At 61.3% G+C, this 22,232-nt stretch carries 24 protein-coding genes; 10 read left to right on the top strand and 14 right to left on the bottom strand.

Annotated features, from left to right (window positions below):
- Positions 1–2: 2 nt before the first annotated feature.
- The 3 genes from M0D65_RS17235 to M0D65_RS17225 are packed head-to-tail and all read right to left on the bottom strand — an operon-like array spanning position 3 to position 2,072.
- Positions 3–797, bottom strand: a complete 795-nt coding sequence (locus M0D65_RS17235; RefSeq protein ID WP_266253748.1) for a DNA-binding domain-containing protein — start codon at positions 795–797, stop codon at positions 3–5.
- Positions 787–1,728 carry a DUF692 domain-containing protein gene (locus tag M0D65_RS17230; RefSeq protein WP_266253747.1) on the bottom strand — a complete coding sequence of 314 codons (942 nt, stop codon included), beginning with the start codon at positions 1,726–1,728 and terminating at the stop codon, positions 787–789. Before M0D65_RS17230 ends, M0D65_RS17235 begins: the two co-directional genes overlap by 11 nt.
- Before the next feature lie 32 nt (positions 1,729–1,760).
- Entirely contained in the window at positions 1,761–2,072 is a 312-nt protein-coding gene (locus M0D65_RS17225; RefSeq protein WP_091015739.1) for a DUF2282 domain-containing protein, read from the bottom strand.
- Positions 2,073–2,313: 241 nt separating this feature from the next.
- Between M0D65_RS17225 and M0D65_RS17220 the strand changes: the two genes are divergently transcribed.
- From M0D65_RS17220 to M0D65_RS17205, 4 genes are all read left to right on the top strand, one after another.
- A complete protein-coding gene (locus M0D65_RS17220) occupies positions 2,314–2,619 on the top strand; it encodes a helix-turn-helix transcriptional regulator (RefSeq protein ID WP_266253746.1) in 306 nt (101 codons plus the stop codon).
- Positions 2,620–2,703: 84 nt separating this feature from the next.
- The gene (locus tag M0D65_RS17215; RefSeq protein WP_266253745.1) at positions 2,704–3,765 is read left to right on the top strand and encodes an alkene reductase; all 1,062 of its coding nucleotides are present in this window, start codon (positions 2,704–2,706) and stop codon (positions 3,763–3,765) included.
- Positions 3,766–3,947: 182 nt separating this feature from the next.
- Entirely contained in the window at positions 3,948–4,586 is a 639-nt protein-coding gene (locus M0D65_RS17210) for a VTT domain-containing protein (RefSeq protein ID WP_266253744.1), read from the top strand.
- 56 nt (positions 4,587–4,642) lie between these two features.
- Entirely contained in the window at positions 4,643–5,254 is a 612-nt protein-coding gene (locus M0D65_RS17205; protein WP_266253743.1) for a LysE family translocator, read from the top strand.
- A gap of 21 nt (positions 5,255–5,275) precedes the next feature.
- Here the strand turns inward: M0D65_RS17205 and M0D65_RS17200 are convergent, their stop codons facing one another.
- Both M0D65_RS17200 and M0D65_RS17195 read right to left on the bottom strand, forming a co-directional pair.
- Complete coding sequence (locus M0D65_RS17200; RefSeq protein WP_266253742.1) at positions 5,276–6,325, bottom strand: ROK family protein; 1,050 nt, start codon at positions 6,323–6,325, stop codon at positions 5,276–5,278.
- Positions 6,326–6,339: 14 nt separating this feature from the next.
- Complete coding sequence (locus tag M0D65_RS17195; RefSeq protein WP_266253741.1) at positions 6,340–7,797, bottom strand: APC family permease; 1,458 nt, start codon at positions 7,795–7,797, stop codon at positions 6,340–6,342.
- A 238-nt stretch (positions 7,798–8,035) separates the two neighbouring features.
- Between M0D65_RS17195 and M0D65_RS17190 the strand changes: the two genes are divergently transcribed.
- Positions 8,036–9,244: an ROK family transcriptional regulator gene (locus M0D65_RS17190; protein WP_091015727.1), complete on the top strand. Its 1,209-nt coding sequence runs from the start codon at positions 8,036–8,038 to the stop codon at positions 9,242–9,244.
- Positions 9,245–9,248: 4 nt separating this feature from the next.
- On the opposite strand, the gene M0D65_RS17185 is transcribed toward M0D65_RS17190, so the two are convergent.
- From M0D65_RS17185 to M0D65_RS17175, 3 genes are read right to left on the bottom strand one after another with little or no spacing between them, the layout of a single operon-like run.
- A complete protein-coding gene (locus M0D65_RS17185) occupies positions 9,249–9,746 on the bottom strand; it encodes an SRPBCC domain-containing protein (protein ID WP_266253740.1) in 498 nt (165 codons plus the stop codon).
- Complete coding sequence (locus tag M0D65_RS17180) at positions 9,743–10,081, bottom strand: helix-turn-helix transcriptional regulator (protein ID WP_266253739.1); 339 nt, start codon at positions 10,079–10,081, stop codon at positions 9,743–9,745. The genes M0D65_RS17185 and M0D65_RS17180 overlap by 4 nt, the downstream gene beginning before the upstream one ends.
- A 3-nt stretch (positions 10,082–10,084) precedes the next feature.
- The gene (locus M0D65_RS17175) at positions 10,085–10,546 is read right to left on the bottom strand and encodes a VOC family protein (RefSeq protein WP_091015720.1); all 462 of its coding nucleotides are present in this window, start codon (positions 10,544–10,546) and stop codon (positions 10,085–10,087) included.
- A 237-nt stretch (positions 10,547–10,783) separates the two neighbouring features.
- On the opposite strand from M0D65_RS17175, the gene M0D65_RS17170 reads away from it, so the two are divergent.
- A complete protein-coding gene (locus M0D65_RS17170) occupies positions 10,784–11,995 on the top strand; it encodes an alanine--glyoxylate aminotransferase family protein (protein WP_266253738.1) in 1,212 nt (403 codons plus the stop codon).
- A 96-nt stretch (positions 11,996–12,091) separates the two neighbouring features.
- Here M0D65_RS17170 and M0D65_RS17165 read toward each other — a convergent pair whose 3' ends face one another.
- From M0D65_RS17165 to M0D65_RS17155, 3 genes are all read right to left on the bottom strand, one after another.
- Positions 12,092–12,988 carry an SMP-30/gluconolactonase/LRE family protein gene (locus M0D65_RS17165; RefSeq protein WP_266253737.1) on the bottom strand — a complete coding sequence of 299 codons (897 nt, stop codon included), beginning with the start codon at positions 12,986–12,988 and terminating at the stop codon, positions 12,092–12,094.
- Positions 12,989–13,083: 95 nt separating this feature from the next.
- Complete coding sequence (locus tag M0D65_RS17160; protein WP_266253736.1) at positions 13,084–13,854, bottom strand: SDR family NAD(P)-dependent oxidoreductase; 771 nt, start codon at positions 13,852–13,854, stop codon at positions 13,084–13,086.
- 94 nt (positions 13,855–13,948) lie between these two features.
- Positions 13,949–14,530 carry a hypothetical protein gene (locus tag M0D65_RS17155; protein WP_266253735.1) on the bottom strand — a complete coding sequence of 194 codons (582 nt, stop codon included), beginning with the start codon at positions 14,528–14,530 and terminating at the stop codon, positions 13,949–13,951.
- A 198-nt stretch (positions 14,531–14,728) separates the two neighbouring features.
- On the opposite strand from M0D65_RS17155, the gene M0D65_RS17150 reads away from it, so the two are divergent.
- Positions 14,729–15,676 (top strand): LysR family transcriptional regulator, encoded by a 948-nt coding sequence (locus M0D65_RS17150; protein ID WP_091015711.1) that lies wholly within the window; start codon positions 14,729–14,731, stop codon positions 15,674–15,676.
- Positions 15,677–15,779: 103 nt separating this feature from the next.
- Complete coding sequence (locus tag M0D65_RS17145) at positions 15,780–17,186, top strand: S41 family peptidase (protein WP_266253734.1); 1,407 nt, start codon at positions 15,780–15,782, stop codon at positions 17,184–17,186.
- On the opposite strand, the gene M0D65_RS17140 is transcribed toward M0D65_RS17145, so the two are convergent.
- A complete protein-coding gene (locus M0D65_RS17140; protein WP_266253802.1) occupies positions 17,167–18,057 on the bottom strand; it encodes a LysR family transcriptional regulator in 891 nt (296 codons plus the stop codon). The genes M0D65_RS17145 and M0D65_RS17140 overlap by 20 nt on opposite strands.
- 133 nt (positions 18,058–18,190) lie before the next feature.
- On the opposite strand from M0D65_RS17140, the gene M0D65_RS17135 reads away from it, so the two are divergent.
- Together M0D65_RS17135 and M0D65_RS17130 are read left to right on the top strand one after the other, a co-directional pair.
- Complete coding sequence (locus tag M0D65_RS17135) at positions 18,191–19,210, top strand: aldo/keto reductase (protein ID WP_266253733.1); 1,020 nt, start codon at positions 18,191–18,193, stop codon at positions 19,208–19,210.
- Between the two features lie 42 nt (positions 19,211–19,252).
- On the top strand, positions 19,253–19,888 hold the full coding sequence (locus M0D65_RS17130) for an SRPBCC family protein (protein WP_266253732.1): 636 nt from the start codon (positions 19,253–19,255) through the stop codon (positions 19,886–19,888).
- 14 nt (positions 19,889–19,902) lie between these two features.
- On the opposite strand, the gene M0D65_RS17125 is transcribed toward M0D65_RS17130, so the two are convergent.
- Both M0D65_RS17125 and M0D65_RS17120 read right to left on the bottom strand, forming a co-directional pair.
- The gene (locus M0D65_RS17125) at positions 19,903–20,988 is read right to left on the bottom strand and encodes an Ldh family oxidoreductase (RefSeq protein ID WP_266253731.1); all 1,086 of its coding nucleotides are present in this window, start codon (positions 20,986–20,988) and stop codon (positions 19,903–19,905) included.
- Positions 20,985–22,154 (bottom strand): S9 family peptidase, encoded by a 1,170-nt coding sequence (locus M0D65_RS17120; RefSeq protein WP_266253730.1) that lies wholly within the window; start codon positions 22,152–22,154, stop codon positions 20,985–20,987. The genes M0D65_RS17125 and M0D65_RS17120 overlap by 4 nt, the downstream gene beginning before the upstream one ends.
- Between the last annotated feature and the right edge of the window lie 78 nt (positions 22,155–22,232).

Below are 22,232 nucleotides of genomic sequence, written 5' to 3'. Positions count from 1 at the left end.
GATCAATCTCCATGTTGGACGTGGACGGCGGTAAACACGCCGGCTGAGATCATCCCGGCCAGGTTGGCCGGAAGATCGAAGGAAGGGGTTTCCTCTAACGCGGCTGCTACGGCGTCGCCTAACGTTGCGCCGTCGATAAGGGAGATGAGAAACGCCGCGCCGCCGGGTGGCAGGCGCGATACCGTCACGTCATCGTCCGGCCGCGTAACGAGTGCATCTTCCGCGTCGCTTGAGCGAAGCGGCGTAACAACACCATCAGGACTCTCGGTCCGGTTCATCGCAAAGATCGCGACCGCCGGATAGCGCGATCGCACAATGCGGGTCGCGGGATGGGCAATCAAACGCAGCGCTGCGAGCGAAGTCGGCTCGACGCTTGCGAACACCTCGGCGCTCAGCACGGGTACATCGGCAGCGTGGTAGGCATCGAGCCATGCCCGTTCGATGCGCGCAGTGTCCGCAAGCCAGGGCATCTCACACGCGTATTCGTAGGAGTCGATGAACGCGGGAAAATCCCGTCCGTACTCGAACAGCAGCGCAGAAGTGGGCAACGTCGCGCGGATATGGAAACGCGCCATCGCCCTGAAGAAATCGACGCCGGTAATGCGCTGAACCGCGGGATAAATAGCAGCGAGCGCGTCGATCAAGCTCACCGTGACGTTGTTGCGATAAACGTCGTAACGCTTGACTACTCTTTTCCCGGACGCATGGTTCAAATCGTCCGGCACTGCGTGCGTTGGGTCCGTCAAACCCGGTGCAAATGCTGCGGCGTAATCGTAGGCGCTCGGGTCAGGCTGCATCGCTGACCTCCTCTGCGAACAAGTGCGTGGGTTCTTCCATGATTCTTTGGGCCGCGAGTGCCTGAGCCCTCAACACAGGCCAGTCGGGAAGATTGCTGTCCCATTCGATCAGGGTTGGCCGCACACCGATACGCGACACGACGCTGCGATAAAGATCCCAGACCGGTTCAGCAACCGCACGGTCGTGACTGTCGATCAGTAACGGTGCGTTCTCGTCGTCGCGTTGCTCATCGTGTCCGGCGAGATGCATCTCGCCGACCCGCTCAAGTGGAAATTCAGCGAGGTATGTCTCGGGGGAAAAACTGTGATTGACCGCCGAGACGAAAACGTTATTGAGGTCTAGCAGCAAACCGCAGCCGGTACGTCGAGTGACTGCGCGAATGAAATCGGTTTCGCTCATCGTCGACGATGCGAACGCAACGTAGGTTGATGGGTTTTCCAGCAGGATGGGTCGTTTGATCGCGTCCTGAACCTGGGCGATGTGTTCGCACACACGCTGCAGCGTTTCTTCCGTGTACGGCAACGGCAGAAGATCGTTGAAGAACGCCCCGCCATGCGACGACCACGCGAGATGTTCGGACACAAGCGCGGGATCATAGCGTGCGACCAGATCGCGAAAGCGCTCGAGATGCTTCGTGTCCAGCGCGTCAGGTCCGCCGATCGACATGCACACACCGTGAACGGAAAGCGGATAGTGCTCGCGGATCGCCGACAGCGCCCGATGAGGCGGGCCACCGGCACCCATATAGTTTTCCGCGTGCACCTCGAAAAATCCGCGCGTCAGTCCGTCCGCAAGAATCGCGGACAGATGCTGATGCTTGAAACTGGTGCCCGCCAGTATCGCGACGTCGAGTGCATCTGATACGTCTGATACGTCGCGACGGGAGCGACCCCGCTCGTCGATGGCCGTAGCCGCTCTGGCGTTATTCATGGTCGCTCCCATTCCTCTTGTCGTTATCCGGATCAGGACTTCAGTGCGGTGAGCGAGCCGTGGGCGCCGCCCGGCACTTCGATGCTCGTGCAGGTGCCGCCCTGAACGAATTTCCACGAATTGCCCTGGAAATCGACCGTCGACGTCCCCTGGCACGTGGTGCCGGGGCCTGCGGCGCAGTCGTTCTGCCCTTTCAGGGCGATGCCGAAACACTTCTCCTTGTGTGCGGAGATGGCGGCGCTTTCTTCGGCCTTCGTGAGCGGCGCGGCATGCGCGACCGAGGTGAGCAGACTTGCGACAGCGCTGATGAGCAGGGCGGAAGCGACATTGGTTTTTGTAGACATTGCATTTCTCCAGTGATTGAGTGGGTACCCGTGGTGGATACGGGTGCTAAGTCGTGGGGCACTGGGGATTAATGACAACGCGCGCAAAAAAAATTTACCGACTGACTGCTATCGCCCCCATCGACGGTAGTGCCTTTACGCATATCGTTAAATTACGATATATGATTCGTCCTGTAGCGATGCAGCTTCCGATGCAACCGGCATCGGGTCTGCCCGCTGTTCATGGATTCGACACGAAACGATGACGACGATCGACATCGACGCGATTCACAAGGCACTCGCCAACCCGATGCGGCGCGAGATTCTCGTATGGCTGCGCGATCCGCATGCTTATTTCCCCGAGCAGGAATTCCCGCTCGAGCACGGCGTGTGCGCAGGGAAGATCGACGAGCGCTGCGGATTGTCGCAATCGACGGTCTCGGCACATCTGGCCACCCTGCAGCGTGCCGGACTGATCACGTCGAAACGCGTCGGTCAGTGGGCGTTTTTCAAGCGTAACGAGCCCGTCATCGAAGCGTTTCTCGAGCACATGAACACGGATCTTTGATACGCGAGCGGTGTGTGCCGCTCTCTTCCATTACGTTGTTTTGATAGCTGCGGGCCGCTGGCCCGTCCGCATAGGTGAACTGTTATGCCGACACTTTTCGACCCACTCAAGATTGGCGATCTCACACTGCCGAACCGCATCATCATGGCGCCGCTTACCCGTCAGCGCGCTGGCGATGTCCGCGTGCCCAATGCATTGATGGCGCGTTACTACGCCGAACGCGCATCGGCGGGCCTGATTCTCAGCGAAGCCACTGCTGTCACGCCGCAAGGTGTCGGCTATGCGGCCACGCCGGGTATCTGGTCGCAAGAACAGGTTGAAGGCTGGAAACTCGTCACTGAAGCCGTGCACGCTGCCGGCGGCGTGATCTTTCTGCAGTTGTGGCACGTGGGCCGCATCTCCGACCCGATCTTCCTGAACGGCGAACTGCCGGTCGCGCCGAGCGCGATCGCGGCCGAGGGCCACGTGAGCCTCGTGCGTCCGGAGCGGCCATTCGTGACACCGCGTGCGCTCGATCTGTCCGAGATCCCCGGTATCGTCGCGGCCTACCGCAAGGGTGCTGAGAACGCGAAGGCCGCGGGCTTCGACGGCGTCCAGGTACACGGCGCAAATGGCTATCTGCTCGACCAGTTCCTGCAGGACAGCACGAACCTGCGCACCGACGAATACGGCGGCTCGATCGAAAACCGCGCCCGCCTGCTGCTCGAAGTCACCGATGCGGCCATCGATGTGTGGGGCGCCGATCGCGTCGGCGTGCACCTCGCACCGCGCGGCGATTCGCACACGATGGGCGACTCCGATCGCGCAGCGACCTTCGGCTACGTGGCACGCGAACTCGGCAAGCGCAAGATCGCGTTCATCGCCGCACGCGAAGCGGTCGGTGACGATCGCATCGGTCCGTTGCTGAAGAAAGCGTTCGGCGGCCCGTACATCGCGAACGAAAAATTCACGAAAGAAAGCGCGCAACACGCAATCGATGCCGGCGATGCTGACGCGATTGCGTGGGGCAAGCTGTTCATCGCGAACCCGGATCTGCCGCGCCGTTTCGAATTCGATGCGCCGCTGAACACGCCGAATCCGGCCACGTTCTATGCGGAAGGCGAAGCCGGCTACACCGACTATCCGGCGCTCGAAACGACGGCCTGATCGGGCGACGTTCCTCTCGTAGCGTGCTGTCGAGCGCGGCGGTTGCAAACGGAATCTATCCCGGCTGCAACCGCCGTTTGTCATGGCAGAGTCATGAGAATCCGCGAGCCTTACCCCGCGGGCAAGCCGAGGACTACACTGCACGTTCCTGCCTCGACAGACCCCGCTGCGGGGAAAACCTCATGCATCTGTTGCAACTCGTCCTGCACTTCGACCGCAACCTCGGTAGCCTGATCGCGCAGTACGGCACAGCCGTCTACGCGATGCTGTTCGCCATCGTCTTCGTCGAAATCGGCCTGCTGCCGCTCTTCTTCCTGCCCGGCGACCCACTGATTTTTATCTGCGGTGCATTCGCCGCGACTGGCGCACTCAATGTCTGGATCGTCACACCGGTGCTGTTCGTGGCGACGGTGGCCGGCAGCATCGTCTGCTATGCGATCGGTCGTGCGGTCGGTGAAACGGTTTACACCTCGAATGCTCGCTGGATCGACAAGAATGCATTGCGCAAGGCGCATTCGTTCTATGAAGCGCGTGGCGGTCTGACATTTCTCGCGTCGCCATTCATCGCTGTCGTACGCACGTTCGCACCTTTCGTCGCGGGCGTATCGCGGATGACGTTTGCGCGGTTTACGTCGTACGTCACGACGGGCGCCGCGCTGTGGATCGGCTCGCTGGTGGCGGCCGGTTATCTGTTTGGAAATGTGCCGCTGGTGCGCGATCATATGAGTTCGATCGTGCTGCTCGGCGTTGCGCTCGGTGTCGGTTCGCTGCTTGTCAGCGCACTGTGGCGCTTCGTGACGAAGGGACGGCAGCGCGTCTGATATCGCATCGCGATTTCTCTACTCATCGTCATAGCTGTCGAACAAGGAGGCAATTCATGGCGCTTTCCGGTCTGCTCGTCTTCGCGCTCGCGTTGACCATCGCCGCCGGTTCACCCGGTCCCAACATCGCCGCACTGGTCACTCGCGTGCTGACCACGAGCCTGCGCGACGTGCTGCCGTTCCTTGTCGCGATGTGGCTCGGCGAAGCGCTCTGGCTGACCTGCGCGGTGACCGGTCTCGCGGTGATCGCGCACACTTTCGCGGTGGTGTTCACCGTGGTGAAGTTCGCGGGCGTCGCCTACCTGCTGTTTCTCGCATGGAAGATGTGGTTCGCGCCCACCGAGGTGGAGCAAGAAGCATTGCCGCGCGGTCAATCCGCGTGGCGGATGTTTGTCGCCGGTCTGATGGTGGCGCTCGGCAACCCGAAGATCATGGTCTTCTACCTCGCCCTGCTGCCGACGATCATCGATCTTTCCCACGTCGGTGTCGTCGCATGGCTCGAACTGACGCTGACGATGCTGGCCGTGCTGATGCTGATCGATTTCACGTGGGCAATTCTCGCTAGCCGTGCCCGGAAGCTGCTGACAAGCCGCCGTGCCGTGAAGATCGCTAACCGTACTAGCGCAACCGTGATGGCCGGTGCGGCTGCGGCTATCGCGACGCGCTAGATAAACGGCGGCTGTCGCATGTCACACGGCCGTGGCAGCCGGCACCCAATCCGGCGACTGCGCGCGTTGTGCGGCGGCCCATGCATCGACGGCGCACAAGATCGCACCCTGAAGTGCCGCACCATGTTCGAACGCAGCCGGCACGACTTCCGGCGGATATGGCACCGCACGCGCGAGCATCGCGGCGAGTTCGGGCAGAATGCGCGGCACACGCGCCATGCCGCCGCCCACTGCAATACGCGCTGGATCGAGCGTCAAGGCGATGTTCGCGACATGCACTGAGAGGCGATACAACGCATCGTCGATCAGCGCTGCAATGCGCGCATCCGCATCGGCCAGCACGAACGCTTCACGCGCGCTCACCGGCCGGCCGAGCAACGCACCCACACGGTTCGATAACGCGCTCCCGGAAACGAACTGCTCGAGCGGCGTGCCGCCGTCGGCGAACGGAATCTCATCGGCGACGCCACGCAACTGGTAACCGATCTCTCCCGCCGCACCGTGTGCACCGCGCAGCACCTTGCCGTCGATCACCGCCGCCGACGCGAGCCCCGTGCCCAGATTCAGATAGAGCGCGCACTCGACACCCATCAACGCGCCACAACGCGACTCGGCGAGCGCCGCTGCCTTGACGTCGGTCTCGACGACCACACTCGCGCCGTCGAACCCGGCGCGCAAGGTTTGCACGAACGGTAGCGTGTCCCAGCCCGGATTGTTCGGCGCCAGCCTGACGCCGTCCGGTTCCACGATGCCCGGCGTCACCGCGGCCACGACGCGCAGCGCGCCGCCATGGCGTGCTGCGGTTTGCGCAAGCAACGCATGCGCCGCATCGAACATCCGCTCCATCACACGCGCCGCGCCCTGTTGTGCGTGCGTCGGAATCTCCGTTTCGATGAGCCGCACGCCCTGCGGGGTTGCGGTCGACATCGCGATCTTCGTTCCACCAAAATCGACTGCGAGGACGAAGTCTTTCTCGTTGCCGTCCTGCCCGCTACCGTGCCTGCGGTTCGCACCATCGTCATCACTGCCGCCGCTGCCGCCGTGCGGATACCTGTTGTCATCTTGCTGCATGCGTGCCTTGCCGTTTATTGAACACGCGCGTCGGCATCATCCTGCCGCTGACGCTCGAGAAACACTTCTTGCACTTCCTTCGGACCGAACGGCCAGACCCGCGTCACACGTGCCCAGATCAGGAACGCGACAACGCCGGCGACGAGCCATGCGGTCGACAGTATTTGCGACTGGCGATCGGTTGCGTAGTACACGTAAAACCAGCCGACCAGCGCAACCAGGCTCGGCAGCGGATACAGCCACTGCCGATACGGCCGGCGCAACGCCGGCTGGCGCCGGCGCAGCACCGTCAGCGCCGCGATCTGCGCCACCGATTGCAGCAGCACCGACACCGCGACGAGCATGTTGATCACAGTGGTCAGATCGAAGAAGCTACCTGCCGCGGTGATCACGCCCATCACAAGCAACGCGACGTGCGGGAAATTGTGCTTGCTGTGCAGACGGCCGAACGCCGAGAGGAACACCCCGTCGCGCGCCGCATGGAACGGCACCCGCGAACCGCCGAGCAGACCGGCGAACACCGAAGCGAAAGCGGCGATCAGAATCAGGATCGTGACAATCGCCGCAGCCGTATGCCCCCAGTTGCGCGACACGACCAGCGACGCCACCGAACTCGACTTCGCCACGTCCTGCCACGGCACCGTGCCGATCACGCCGACGTTCATCGCGAGATAGAAGACCATCATCGCGGCGATCGAAACGATGATCGAGCGCGGCATGACACGGCCCGGATTCTTCAGCTCATCGCCCATGTAGGCCGTCGTGTTGTAGCCCGCATAGTCATAGATCGCGATGATCAGACCCGCGCCGAGACCGGTGAAGAACTTGCCGAGATCGCCGGAGCCGGGCGGCAGCGACATCGCGAGGTTCAGGTGGAAATCCGAATAGGCGGCCGCGGTCGTGAGCCCGACGGCCAGCACCATGATGATCCACAGCACGGCGCTCAGCGAGCGGATCGATTCGATCCGACGGTATAGCGCGAACACCACCAGCGCGGTGACAACGAGGCCGATTGCATGGCTCTGCCACGGCAGCAGGTTCGGCAGAAAGAACCCCATGTACTGGACAAACCCGATGATGCCGGTGCTCATGATGAGCGGAATCGACAGCATCGCGGTCCAGATGAACAGGAACGGCACGAGGCGCCCCGTGCGGTACTGGAACGCTTCGCGCACGTACAGGTAGGTCCCGCCCGCGCCCGGCATCGCCGCGCCCAGTTCGGCCCAGACGAGCCCGTCGGCCATCGCGAGCAAGGCCCCCACCACCCACCCGATCACGGCGAGCGGACCGTTCATCACCGCGACGATCGCCGGAATCGTAATAAACGGACCGATCCCGCAGATCTGGATCATGTTCACCGCGATCGCCGGGAACAGCCCCACCGAACGCTGGAAGTGCGGTGCGTCGGGCGTCGCCGCAGGCGCCTCGCTGGCGGAACGGCCGTCGGGCCACGTCGAAGAAGAATCGCTCATCGGGGGATGTCTCCATGCGGCGAAGCCGCGTTTGTCGTCGAAGGATGCCTGGGTCGCGCCGCGGTGTTGTTATCGGGTTGCGGTGTCGATGGGCGGATAATAGGAAAGTTTCTTTACGAATGCAAATGCGTCAATATTCGCGGCAAAATTCCACCGCCGTTGTTGCCAGGTCGTCCCGCGAGACTTGCCCCGACCGAACGTGGTTGTTAGCATCGCCCGTCACCCGCTCGAATCCGTCATGACTCTGCATACTCGCAAGCGCACCCGCCCGACGCCGCCGGTCACCCGCGGCCCCGCCTTCGTGCGGCAAGGCAACGAATGGGCGATCTACCAGCATCTGCTGGACCTCGCACCGGCATCGAGCCCGCAGCTCGCGGAAACGATCGGCCTGTCGAAGGTGACGATCTCCGCGGCTTTGAACAATCTGGAGCGGCTCGGCCTCGTCGAGCAAAGCGGCGTGCGTGCGGGTAACGCCGGACGCGCACCGCGGCTCTATGCGCCGCGCGCGGAAGCCGGCTTCGTGGTGGCGATCGACGTCGGTGCGGAGTGGATTCGCGGCGCGCTTGCGGATCTGACCGGACGCGTGGTCGCACGGCTCGACAAACGCACGCCGGCGCGTGTCGCACGGCTCGTTGCGCAGATCGTCGAACTGGTCGCGACGATGCTCGATGAACGCGGGGTCAAACGCAGCGACGTGCTGGCCACCGTGCTCGGCTCACCCGGCGTACTCGATCCGGAAAAAGGCCGGCTGCTGCTGGCGGCAAACGTGCCGGGCTGGGAACGCAGCGGCCTGATTTCGTCGCTGCGTGAAGCACTCGGCACTGACATCGTGATCGAAAACGACATCAACCTCGCGGCGCTCGGCGAGCAGAAACATGGCATCGGTCGCGGCGTCGATAACTTCGTGCTGATGTCGGTCGGTACCGGGATCGGTCTTGGCATCGTCGCGGATGGCAAGCTGCATCGCGGCGCACACGGGTTCGCGGGCGAGATCGCGGTGTTGCCGCCCGCGCCTTCTGACGACGACACACCACCTGCCACGCGCCATCGCGGGCTATTCGAAGTCCGCGCCGCGGCCAAGGGGATCGTCGCGCACGCGCACCGGCTCGGTCTGCATGCCGCGAGTGCCGAGGATGTGTTCGCCGCCGCGCATGCGGGCGATCGCCGTGCGCTTGAATGCGCGGCTGAGGAAGCGCATCAGCTCGCGTGGGCGCTCGCATCGATCGTGCCGATTCTCGACCCGGCGCTCGTCGTACTAGCCGGCGGTATCGGACGCAATGGCGCGCTGCTCGTGCCGATCATTCGCGACTATCTGGCAGCGCGTCTGCTGATGCCGGTGCCCGAGTTCGCGATCTCGACGACCGGCACCGACGGCGTACTGCTCGGCGCGGTCGAGCATGGGCTCGATCAGGCGCGGTTGCGCGCGTTCGAACGTCTCGGTTACTGATCGGTTACCGATCCACGTCGTGAAACCGCGCGTGATACGACGCGAGCAGCGCCTGCCACCACTCGGCATGGCGCTGCAGATAGATGCGGTCCGGGAAATGATGGCGCGCGACATGCTCCTGCGGCACGCTGTCCCAGCCGCGATGTTCGACGGTCACACGGGTCTCGGCGGGCTCGGCTTCCACCTCGTCGAAGCGCACTTCGACATGCGTGAGTTGATCCGCTGCGAAGCTCGCTTGCCGCCAGCTGAACGCAATGCGCACGCCAGGCTCCCACGCGGTGATGCGACCGACTTCGAACACCTCGCCATCCGGCTGCGTTTCGATCAACCGCCCCTCACTACCGCCGGCCGAGTGCTCGAATGACAGCACGCCGGCACCGTGCGGTGTGAACTGGAAGAGATCGTTTGGCCGCCACCATGCAGCGATATCGCGTGTGAAGACATCGAACGCATGCTGCGCAGACGCGGCAACGCGCAACGACACCAGCACACGCGAGCTCATGGTTTGCGCTCCACGTGCGCCTTGAACGCCTGCAATTGCGTCGCCCAGAGCTGTTCGGTCTGTTCGAGCCACATCTTGAGTTCACGCATCGCCACCGACTTCAACACATAAATACGCACGCGCGCATCGAAATCGTCGGATGACTCTTCGATCAGCTTGCTCGCGCGCAACACGCGCAGATGCCGGCTCATCGCCTGCGGGCTCAGGCCGGTGGCCTCAGCCAGATCGCCGGCGCGCATGGGCCGCTCGCGCAGCAGATCGACGACCTGCCGCCGATTCGGATCGGCAAGCGCGGACAAGGTTCGATCAAGCGATGCTGCAGTAGCCTGTTTCACGCTTTATACCCAGCCGTCGATCTTGAGCCCGCTAGCCTGCTCCGCTTCCTCGCGCGATACCGGGCGCACCGTCTGGCCGAAACTCCACTCGTGGCCTTCGAGGTCGCGGGCTGCATAGACACGGTCGCCGTAGAACTGATCTTCCGGCTCGCGCGTGACGACTGCGCCCGCGGCGCGCGCCCTTGCGCAATGCGCGTCGAGATCGCGCGATAAATGCACGTGCACGATCTGGGTGTTCTTGCCGTTCGCCGACGACGGGCTTGCCGTGTGCTCCGCATACTCGCCGCCGATCATCAACAGCCCATCGCCGAACTTCATTTCCGAGTGCACGATGCGCCCCTCCTGGTCGGTGATCACCATCGAGCGTTCAAAGCCGAATGCTTTTTCGAGCCAGTCGAGCGCAGCGGCCGGGTCGCGATAGAACACGGCGGAGGTCATGGTCGGACGGCGGAATGGATCGGACATGGGCGTCTCCTTGATTAACTTCTGGATTGATATTTAACATCGTAGTTAAGCAAATTCGAAAGTTCAAGGGGAGTTTCCGAGTGTCACCGCGTACGCGAGTTCTAGATGAATGTGGCTGGGAGGCATCGCTTATTCTCGATACGCGGAAATTTCTATACGATTGGACAGGCAAGCTTCAGCTTCCATAGCGGAGCTCTCATCTCCCGACACACCATTCCAACTTTCAGGATGCATGCTTTGACCTCTTCTTCTGCGCCCCGCATCCCGGGCACGTTTTTCCTCCATTCCCCCGGTCCTGTACGACTGCCGCAGCAAGTAGCGAATGCTCTCGGCACCCAGCCGTTCGAGCTTGGCGATCCCGCGCTGGATGCGCTCATTGCTCGCTGCGAAAGTGGTCTAAAGAAGGTGTTCGGCACATCGCGGTCGGACGTCTTCCTGTATGCGGCCAACGGTCACGGCGCGTGGGAAGCTGCCATCTGCAACCTCGTCGCTCCCGGAAAATGCGTGGCTGTGGCGGGTAGCGGCGCATTCTCCGAAGCCTGGGCACAGTACGCCGAAGAACTTGGCGTACAGGTGCGCCGCACCGCCTGTGAAACCGGTCATGCTGCGGACCCCGCCGCCGTGGGACAGTTGCTGCGTGCCGATACCGCACACGAGATCGTGGCGGTCTTCGTGGTTCACACCGACACAGGCGCTAGCGTCACCAATAACCTGCAGGCGTTTCGCAACGAAATCGATGCCGCCTCGCATCCCGCGTTGCTGGTAGTCGACGTTGTGGCCTCGCTGGCCGCCGAGCCGTTCGACATGGACACATTGGGTGTCGATGTCGCCATTGGCGCCTCGCAGAAAGCGCTGATGATCTCTCCCGGCCTGAGTTTCATGGCAGTCAGCGAAAAAGCCATGCGGGTCGCGGAAGCCAACAAGACGCCGCGTGTGTACTGGGACTGGCTGCGCCGACGCAGTGATCTCAGCTACCGCAAGTTCTGCGGGACACCACCGCAGAACCTGTTAATGGGCCTGGACGTAGCGCTCGCACTGATTTTCGAAGAGGGTCTGCAGAACGCGATTGCACGACATCGTCTGCTTGCCGGCGCGGTACATGCCGCCGTGGAAGGCTGGAGTGAGCGCGGCGACGTGGGGTTTTTCGTACGCGAGCCGCGTTCGCGTTCTGTGTCGGTTACCGCCATCGAAGTACGCCCAGGCATCGATCCGGAAAAGCTACGCACCGTCGCACGCGAGCAGTTCCAGGTCGGTATCGCCGGCGGCGTGGGTGCACTTGTGGGGCGAATTTTCCGCATCGGCCACCTCGGCGACCTGAATGCACCGATGATATTGGGCTGCCTCGCGGGCGTTGAAGCTGCGATGAGCATCAGCGGTATTGCCTACGGTCCAGGCCTCGAACGCGCCGTGCGCTTACTGTCGGCATCGACAACGGAAAATACGCAGTAGTGACCCGACGAAACCAGCGCAGGCCACGCGGCTAATCAGCCGCGCGGCCCAGCGGTATTTCCAGTACATGAAAACCTGGTCAACCGGGAATCCTGTTCACGGCCGGCCCGCGCCAGGCACCTCGACCTGCACCGCCCACAGCGCCGCCTCGCGTGACGGCGAGCGGCTGTGCTCCGAGGAATCGGGCGCCACACACAGATAGAGCGTCCGGCGATCCGCCCCACCCAGAGTGCAGGCAAACACACCCATGTCTCCCGTGGAAATTTCCTGCAGGATGTGCCCGCCTTCGGCGACGCGCAGCACACGGTGGTGAGTCACGTCCGCACACCAGACGGCGCCTTCGGCATCGAGCACAGCACCGTCGGGTGTGACCACGGCCTGCTGGACGACAGTCGTCGCATCGGTCGATTGCGGCAGCGGGCCGAACACCGCCCAGTCGCGACGCGGACCGAGTTGGCCCGGGCCTACGATATCGAAAGCCGAGATGCGGTTGCCGGTGGACTCGCAGACGATCAAGGTCTTGCCGTCGGGCGTGATCATCGAGCCATTGGGAAAGTGGAGGCCCTCGGCCGCGACCCGGACCGTGCCGTCGAGCGTCACCGAGGCCAGCCGGGCAGGCGCAATCGGCGCGCCGCCCATCAGATCGAAGCCGAAGTTGCCCACCCAGGCGGTGCCGTCCTCGCCCACTACCATGTCGTTAATGTGGCCGGTGGCGATGCTCGAAAGGTCGGCATGCTCTACGAGCCGGCCATCGGTTTCCAGGCGCAGCACACGCCGATCACGCATCGAGCTGACGAGCAGCCGCCCATCGGGCAGCCAGCCCAGGCCCGAGGGTTGGCCGGGCACCTCGGCCACCGTCGTGACGCGGCCGTCGGCGTCGATGCTCATTACCCGATGCATGTAAAAGTCCGACAGCCATAGCCGGTCATCGTGCCAGCGCGGACCTTCCAGAAAGCTGAAGCCCGAAACGATTTCTCTGATGCGTGCATCCATTGTGTGGCCCCTGACGGTTGGCAAAACCAGTTTGTCACGCTGCTGGACTGAACGAGTCGCGCAAGATGCGTCGACTCGTCAACTCGACAATGCCGCTAGATATTGATGATGTAGTTGGTTGCTGCCATACCCCCGTCCACTTGCAGCGTGTCGGCGGTAATGTATGAAGCTTGCTCCGACGCCAGAAACGCGGCCGCCGCGGCGACTTCCCGCGTGCTCCCATAACGTCCGATCGGAATCCTTCCAACATAGGCCGCGCGGATCGCTCCAGTGTGCATCTCCTGCGTGAGTGGCGTATCGATTGGACCGGGAGTAATCGCATTGACGGTAACCCCATGTGATCCCAACTCAGCCGCCATCACTTGTGTGAGACTGATCAGCCCGGCTTTGGACGCTGCATAGGCTGCTCGTCCCGGTATGCCGCGCACACCCGCACCCGAAGAGATATTGACGATACGTCCGTAGCCCCGCTTCACCATGCGCCTGGCAGCGGCTTGTCCGCACAGGAACGCACCCGTCAGATTGACAGCCAGAACCCGGTTCCACTCGTCGAACGTTGTCTCCAGGAAATCCTTGCGCAGTCCGATACCCGCCGATATCACCAGGATGTCCGGCCCGCCGAAGGCGTGTTCGACCTGGGCCACCATCGCTTCGACCTCCTGCTCAATCGTAACGTCCACCCGCAACGCGATGACTTTTGCAGCGGCATCAGCCTGTAGCTTCTTGACCAGTGACTCCGCAAGGTCGATGTCACGATCGGCGATGGCAACCGCAGCGCCCTGTTGGACAAAATGCTCGACTATCGCAGCGCCGATACCGCTGGCGCCACCGGTAACGACTGCCACGCGACCCTTTAGATCTTGCATTTCTATCTCCGAAATTTTCCGGTCGCCGAGGCAATCTTGAACCCCTCTTGACGACTATTCAGTGTCATCCCTGTCTGCGCGTGTGGGTTGCGGTTTACGAATACGTGCCGAGCGGTTTGATGTAAGGGCCAAGCATCTCTTGAACCTGCTGACGGCTAATCACTTCACCTGGATCGGCTTTGCGGACGGTGCGATCCGCTCCGCGATAGACATGCTCGCCCATCATCCGGCCATCCTTTGAATACGGCCAGAACATGCCGGTCAGATTGCTCGTGATGTACCACGCTTCGAGGTCGTCGATCTGCTCGCCAGTGGCCGCAAGATACTTGCCTTGCCAGAGCCGGTGAGACACGGCCTCGGAGGCGAACCCCCAATCGCTAAGCATGATCTCTTCCTTCTCGAGGAAGATGACCGTCGAGTTCGTTTCCACATACGAGCGATATAGACCAGAAACCGCGTCCAGGCCGTCAAGTACGGTTACGCCTTTGGCGCTGTGAATGACATAGCGAGGGCTTTCGACCGTCATGTCCGGAGACATGATTTCCTCCCATCTCCCGCAGACCTCGAGCTGCGCGTGGCGTCGATAGTTCTCGAGAATCTTTCGATGGAACGGGTTCTTCTCTGTTTCAAGCAGGCGGTCGGCTGCCGCAGTGAGTAAGGGCATCTCAAAGTGCATGGCTTTCCTTTTGGGGTGATGGCGAATCTGTCTCTTGAGTTTAGAAAACCAGCATGAGGCCGTGACGGCGGTGCATCGCATTGTGGTGAGCGGTGAACCGTCTGTAAAATACCTGCAAGAGCTTATTGGTAGTCGTTAAAGCTATATCGGCAATAACCCTGATACCCTGAGTCTCGCGACTGGCACTCTCTACGCGTTATGGATATTCGTCATCTGCGTTATTTCGTAGGGGTGTGCGAAGCGGGTAGCCTCTCCAGAGCTGCCGACAGGCTGCACGTGGCGCAGCCTTCACTGGGCCAGCAAATCTCCGCACTTGAAACCGAACTGGACACCCAGTTGTTCGAGCGTTCTCGCCGCGGAATGGTGCTGACGAACGAAGGACGAGTCTTCCTCGATCATGCACGCGTGGTATTGGCGGATGTGGACCGCGCACGAGAAGCTGTGAGAAACGCTAACGCCGTCCCGATGGGAGCGGTCTGCCTCGGCTTGCCAACTACAGTGGGCCTGATGGCAACTATTCCGATCCTGGCAGTCTGTCGCTCCGAGCTGCCCAACGTGCATCTGAAACTGATCGAGGCATATAGCGGCACACTTCAAGAGTGGTTGCAGGCGGGCCGGATCGATATTGCCATTCTCTATGGCGACGCCGTTGAGGTTGGCTTGAAGAAGCGCGCCTTGCTCGATGATCAGCTTGCTTTCATCGCGGGGAACGGAACGGACGTTCCAGCGACTTTCACACTCGAGCAGTTGGAGAACTTTCCGCTCATTCTGCCAGGGGTCGAGCACGGGCTTCGCCGCATGGTCGAAAGTGCCTGCGCTCCACTCCATATCAAGCTCAACGTCGTCGCGGAGATCGATTCGCTCGGAACCGTGAAGCGTGCCGCGGAGCTCGGTCTGGGCTGCACGGTTCTGCCGCCCATGGCGGTTGCTGCGGAAGTAGCTGCCGGCAAGCTTAAGGCGGTGCCGATCGAAGGGCCGCAAATGAGGCGACGCGTCGTACTTGCCATCAATGAAACGAGGCCTGGCAGTCTGGCGAAATCTCGTGTCATTGAGATCGTTGAGCGGGTCATCGCCGATATGGTCGCAGGCGGTGCATGGCCGGCGGAACAGCTGGGTGTGATGGCTCAACAGATTGTTCACCCGTGAGACCGGGATGACCCGACGTGGCGGACCTATCTGAATGAGAGAGACTTCTCCGACACGTTCTTCGATGCTGCAGACTCGCTGTCCGCGCGGGGCCGCGTCCATCATGCTGCTCTTGATGTGGGCAATGCCGTTCTCCGCTGCAGCCGGCGATATCGCCAGCACGCCCGCACTTCCACCGCTGACGCAGGAAGACGTCCAGACCCTGACGCAGGCATACGACATCATCCAGCGCGACTATGCGAGGCCAGTGGACGGCAAGGCTTTGATGTACGGCGCAATCAAGGGCATGGTCGCCGAACTCGATCCGCACTCCGAATTCCTGACGCCCGACGAATTTGCTCCGCTAGTCGACCAGTTAGCGGGCGGATTCGCGGGTGTGGGTTTGCAGGTCGGCGAACAGGATGGCCGGTTGCTGGTATTCGCGCCGATCGACCAGGCACCCGCACAGCAGGCCGGCATCCGCGCAGGCGATGTCATCACGCGGATTGACGACGCACCTACGCAAGGAATGACGGTTCGCGATGCAGTCGCGCGTATGCGGGGTCCGGCAGGAACAACAGTGAACCTCAGCGTCTACCGTGCCACCGGAAACGAAACCCGCACCTTCGAAATCACACGCGCGCTGATCCACACCTCCAGCGTCAGCTCACGTATCGCTGTGCCTGGTTACGCCTACATTCGCATCAGTGGCTTCGATGAACAGACTGTGCCAGACCTTGCGAACCGCTTGCGCGATCTCGCTCGCGCAACGCCGCCGTTAAAGGGCATGGTGCTGGATCTACGCGCAAATGGTGGTGGGGTGTTGCAGGATGGCGTGGGCGTAGTCAGCGCCTTCGTGCCGGCCGATACGCTGGTCGTCACGGTCCGGGAACGTGAGCCCGGTTCGGGGCATGTGTACCGCGCTACTTACGAGGATTATCGCCGGCCCTCGTTTACCGGCGACCCGCTCGTCGATTTGCCGGCGATGTTCAAAACACTACCGCTCGTCGTGCTCATCGACGCACAGTCGGTCTCGGTTACCGAAGTTGTCGCCGCCGCACTGCACGATACGCACAGGGCTACGGTCATGGGTCAGCCTTCGTTTGGCAAAGGCACGATTCAGGTCACCGGGCCATTGAGCGGCGGTGCCGGCCTGATGCTTACGAGGGCCCGCTATTACACGCCGGACGGTGGCTCCATTCAGAATCGCGGAGTCGTGCCGGATGTGCCCCTTGCAGCGTCTGCAGGAGCCGATAGCAGCAACACGTTGCCCAGCGTGCGCGAAGTCGATCTTGCTCATCATCTCGCCAATCCGCTTGACCCAGATGAAGCCGCTCATGCGATGTCCCATGCACGGGAAGTCGTGAGTCAGCTACACGCCATCGAGGCACGCAATGAGCACGCGTCTTCGAGCACACCGTCGACGCCCGCTCATCCCGCGTCGCCCCCTCAAGCTGGGTCGAACGATTTCATGACCGAGCAGGCGTTGAACTGGCTTCGTGGTCAACCTGTCATTCAGCCGCCGAAATAGCCTCTTTGATCCACGTGGTGAACGCATCCATCGTGGCCTGCGTCCGTGTCGCTAGATGACGGTCTCGCCGATAGAGAATCGATACTTCGGGCGCGGGTGTCTCCCACGACGTCAGAATCCGCTTGAGCTTGCCTTCGCGTAGTGCGGGCGCGGCGATGAACGAGAGACTCTGCACGATACCCATGCCCGCGATGGCAAGTTGCAACCGCGCTTCGGCGTCACCGATCGACGCGATGCTGCGTGGAAATAGCGTTTGCTGTTTCCCGTCCTTGTCGAATTCCCACTCGAGCCGGGCGCCGCGTTGCGGCAACAGGAAATCGATCAGATGATGTTTCGCGAGGTCGTCCGGAGACTCCGGTGTACCCATTTTTTTCAGGTACGCAGGGGACGCAACTGTAACGCGGCGTGGACGCCCTAATGGACGCAGCACCAGGTCCTGATCCTCGAGTCCACCAATGCGTACCGCAAAGTCGATCCCCTCGTGCACAAAATCGCTGCGCTGGTCGTTCATGACCAGTTCGACGTGAATCCCCGGATGTTGTTCGAACCAGGCAGGCAAGCGAGGGACAAGAATCGAGCGCGCAATCGAGACGTTCGCGCTGACCCGGATCCGGCCCGCCAGCATGTCTTGAGAACCCGCGAGTGAGGTTTCAACTTCGTCCAGTTCGCCGAGCAGCCGACAACACAGCTCGTAATAGCGCGCACCCGCCTCGGTAGGCGCAACCGCACGCGTCGTCCGGGCCAATAGCCGCACGCCAAGAATTTCCTCGAGGCGAGCCATGCGCTCCGTTGCATTCGAAGAAGACATGCTCATCGATCGGGCCGCCTTACCGAACGAGCCCATTTCCACAATCCGCACGAACAGGCGCATAGCCGCCAACTGATCAACACGCATCTGATTACTCGCTCAGACCGAAAAGTGTCTTCGCATCTTACGCTCTAGGCCGCTTGACGGCGAAACCCTATCGTGTGGGCTGTTTTCAACGTATGGGGGATTTGCTGTCATGAACTACTGCACATTCGGCCGCTCCGGCCTGCGCATTTCCCGCCTCACACTGGGCGCCATGACGTTCGGTGCGGGGGATGGTATCTGGGCATCGATTGCTGGCCTGAATCGCGAGCAGGCAGCTCGTCTTGTCGGTCTTGCCGTAGATCAGGGCGTGAATCTGATCGATACCGCCGATGCTTACTCGCAGGGGCAATCGGAAGTGGTGGTTGGCCAGGTGCTGGCCGATCTGGGTCTCGACGAAACGCGTATGTTGATCGCAACCAAGGTCCGTCTGCGCACAGGCCCTGGCCCGAACCAGGTGGGTCTTGGTCGCTCGCATATCATCCGCACCGTCGAAACGAGCCTGAAGCGAATCGGCCGCGATCACATCGATCTGTTGCAACTGCACGATCGCGACGCACTCACACCGCTCGATGAGACATTGCGTGCACTCGACGATCTCGTTGCACAAGGCAAAGTGCGGCATATCGGCGTGTGCAATTTCAGTGCGTCCGAACTCGAACGGATCCACTCGATCACATCGCACGCACATTGGGCACAAGCGACCAGTAACCAGGTGCACTACTCGCTCGCCGCACGCGACATCGAGCACGAGATCGCGCCTGTCGCACGGCAACACGACATGGCGTTGATGGTCTGGAGTCCGCTTTCAGGCGGTTATCTGAGCGGTAAATACACCGCGCAGAACGGTACGCCCGAAAAGGGTCGCCGTACGAATCTCAACTTTCCGCCCGTCGATCCGCACAAGGTCGATCCCATCGTCGACGAACTCCGCGTCGTGGCACATGCATTGAACAGTACGCCGGCGCAGGTCGCGCTTGCCTGGTTGCTTGGGCGCGACGAAGTCGCAACTGTGATTGTCGGGGCAAGTTCCGAAGCGCAGCTTGGCGCCAATCTGCAAGCGGCAGAGCTCGTGCTTCCGCCGGAGCATCGCGAGCGGCTCGATCGCATCTCGCAACCGGAAGTACCGTATCCGCACTGGATGCAGCGGTTTCATGACAAAGACCGCGTCTGATTGCACATCTTCCCTATGAGAGAAAGCGGAAAGGACGATCACATGACCGAAAGAAAAATTGCTGTTTATCGTGCTCTTGTATTGCTGAGCATCACTGGGGCCGCGCTTGCAACATTGCCCGCATTTAGCCAGGACACTATGCCCTCCCCTGTACAACCAACGACAAACGACGTCAAAACGATGAAGTTCGATCTCCAGCACCGTTCACGTGAGATCCATTGGCCCGATGGTTTCAATCCGGAAACAGCTGACCTGTTTTCGCATAACGAGGCCGTCATCCATGCATCGTGCGAACGCGTATGGGACAACATTGTCGATGCCACTAAATGGCCTCAGTGGTATCCAAATTCGAAAGACGTCAGCATCGTCGGCGACAGTCCCGTCCTTACTCGCGACGCCGTGTTTCACTGGACGACATTTGGCCTGAAACTGGAAAGCAGGATTCACGAATTCGTTCCGTACACGCGTATTGGCTGGTACGGCTATGCGCCGGGTACGTCGCCCAGCTTCTACCACACGTGGTACCTGACGCCAGCAGGCGACTCCTGTCGTGTCGTGATGGATGAAGTGGGTAACGGTGCCGACGCGGCTCATCTGCGCGAGACCGATGAGAGCCTCATGCATCGCGGCCACGATCTGTGGCTTGCTACGTTGAAGTGGGTTTCTGAAGCACATTGATCAGCGTGCGGGTTTCAATCCGAGCGCATTTCCAGCCTCGAAATGCGAAGCTGATGAGCGAGAAGATCAAGCTTGTCCAGCAGCTCGCGCGATATCAACAGCCCTTCACGGACGCGCTCGGCACGCCTGCGTGCGCGTTCCGTGCCCGGTAGCCTTATCCCGGCCATTGCGTCAGCACGGCCAGATGTGGTCATCTCATCGACCTGTCGCTCCACGATTGCCAGAAACGACGAAAGAGGAAGGAAGCGTTCGACATCGAGCGCAACGATGAAATGCCCGGAGTTGTTTCCAAACCCACCCCCTGCCGCGAAATCCGGGATGTCCTTGCCGAATGCAGCACCATTCAATGGCCCACCTAGCAAGCCAAGCATGAATGCGAGGCCGAGCCCCTTATGCCCGCCCATCGATGTCAGCAGACCCCCGTTCACCCTCTTCGGATCGGTAATCGCTTCGCCAGTGGCGCGATCGATCACCCATCCGTCAGGCATCGTGCGACCTTGCAATGCAAACGCCGCAATTACGCCTGATGCGACCGTCGACATACCTATGTCGAGGACGAAGGGCGCATCGCCAGGGCCCGGCACGGCAATCGCAAGTGGGTTCGTGCCGATCAGCGGTTCAGCACTCCCCGCAGGCGCCATGTGATTGACCCCTGACACGGCGCTGTAAATCCCTATCATGCCGTGCGCGCAAGGCATCGACGCATAAACACCGCCGGCGCCGGCGTGGTTCGATCCACGAACACCCACCCAGGCGACACCCGTCTCGCGAGCAATCTGGATGGCCTGCTCTGCGGCGAAGGTCATGATTCGATGACCAGGACCATTGTGTCCGTCGACCAGCGCCGTCGATGGCCCGGTTCTCGACAACACGGGTTGTGCAGTGGGACTTATCTTGCCCGACAAAAGAGCGACCGCATATTGCGGCAGCCGGAAAATACCGTGCGCATCTGCGCCGGTTAGATCCGCTTCGATCATCTGAATCGCAACGCACTCTGCGTCCGCTTCGCTAACGCCAAGCGCCTCCAACACATCGGCAATGAAATTTCTGGCCCGCGCGGCGTCAATCCTGACCGGATTATCTGGAGCGTCCGCTTTCATCGTTGTGCTCCCAGTTCGCGCATCGTTTCGCCAACCCAATCTGCAATGGAGTCAACGCCGAGGGAAATGTTGTCGATGCTGCAGTGCTCCGCGCCGCCGTCGTCAATCGAATGAATTTTCAGCTCGCGCTTGACGCTGTTGACGCAATCGTCGAAGGTCTGCTGCGCCTGCTCGAGTTTGATCTGCCGGTCATTGCCACCGTGTTCAATGAGAATCGGGCAACGGATACGATGGAGCACACCGGCAAGCGTCATGCGGTCGGCCGTCTCCAGCAAATCCTCGACACTCTGTGAGCCAAACACCCACATCGCGTGATTCCAGTAGTGGGGCACGGGAAGACTCCGATCGCGGCTCTCATAGCGATAGCGCTGCGTCGCTCCCCAGTTGTAGTTCGCTCCCCACGCAACACAGCACGCAAGCCGCGGCTCAAACGCCGCCGCGCGCGGAGCATGATAGCCACCGAGCGAAAGCGCCATGATTCCAATGCGACGGGGATCGACATCGGGACGTGACTCCAGATAATCGACACAGGCGGCGGCCGGAACTTCAGCCTCCGGGAAATTCTTCAGCCCGCGCCGCCTGAGCGACTCTCCGACTCCAGGATTATCGACAAGGAGCGCGCTCACGCCGCGGCGACTCAGTTCCGGTCCCATCCCAACGAGATAGAGAATTTCCTTGGTGACGTCCAGTCCGTCGAAGTGAATCATGCAAGGCGTCTGCGCATCCCGATCGTTTGCTGCCGGTACAAACAGGGCCGGTAAAAACGTATCTTTGTAGGGCACTTCAACTCGCTCGCACTTCTGACCCGTCAACTGCAGGTACTTCTCGAAACATTCGAGGACTTTCTGATAAGCCTGTTTCCGGGGCTCGAAGTCCGGTGCCTGCATCCGCTCGGCCTGCAGGTAGTAAATGGTCGCTCGCCGATACTTCATCCCGGCGCTGTACGAATGTCCCTTCCGTTCGTCTTCTCGTGCGAGTCGGGTCAGACGCTCGCCGAGCGACGACCATGCCGTAAACAGCTTCTCGCTTGCAGCTGGATCTCCGCGGTTCGACGCTTCACGTACCGGCCCCGACACGCTGTCGATCTCTCCAATCTGGCCACCCATGCCGAGGCAAAGGTTGACCGCCATATTCCATGTGTAGTTGCCAGGAAAATATTCAAACATTGCGGATCCTGAAGTTTGATGTTTCGTTGTCGTGCCGACGCGGCACACTCCGATCATGATCGGGCCTATCTGATAAGC

Origin of the sequence: Paraburkholderia sp. CHISQ3 (assembly GCF_030464945.1) — a bacterium.
Taxonomy (GTDB): Bacteria; Pseudomonadota; Gammaproteobacteria; order Burkholderiales; family Burkholderiaceae; genus Paraburkholderia; species Paraburkholderia megapolitana.
Note: the sequence above shows the minus strand (reverse complement) of the source record. Positions and strands in the feature narration are given on the sequence as shown.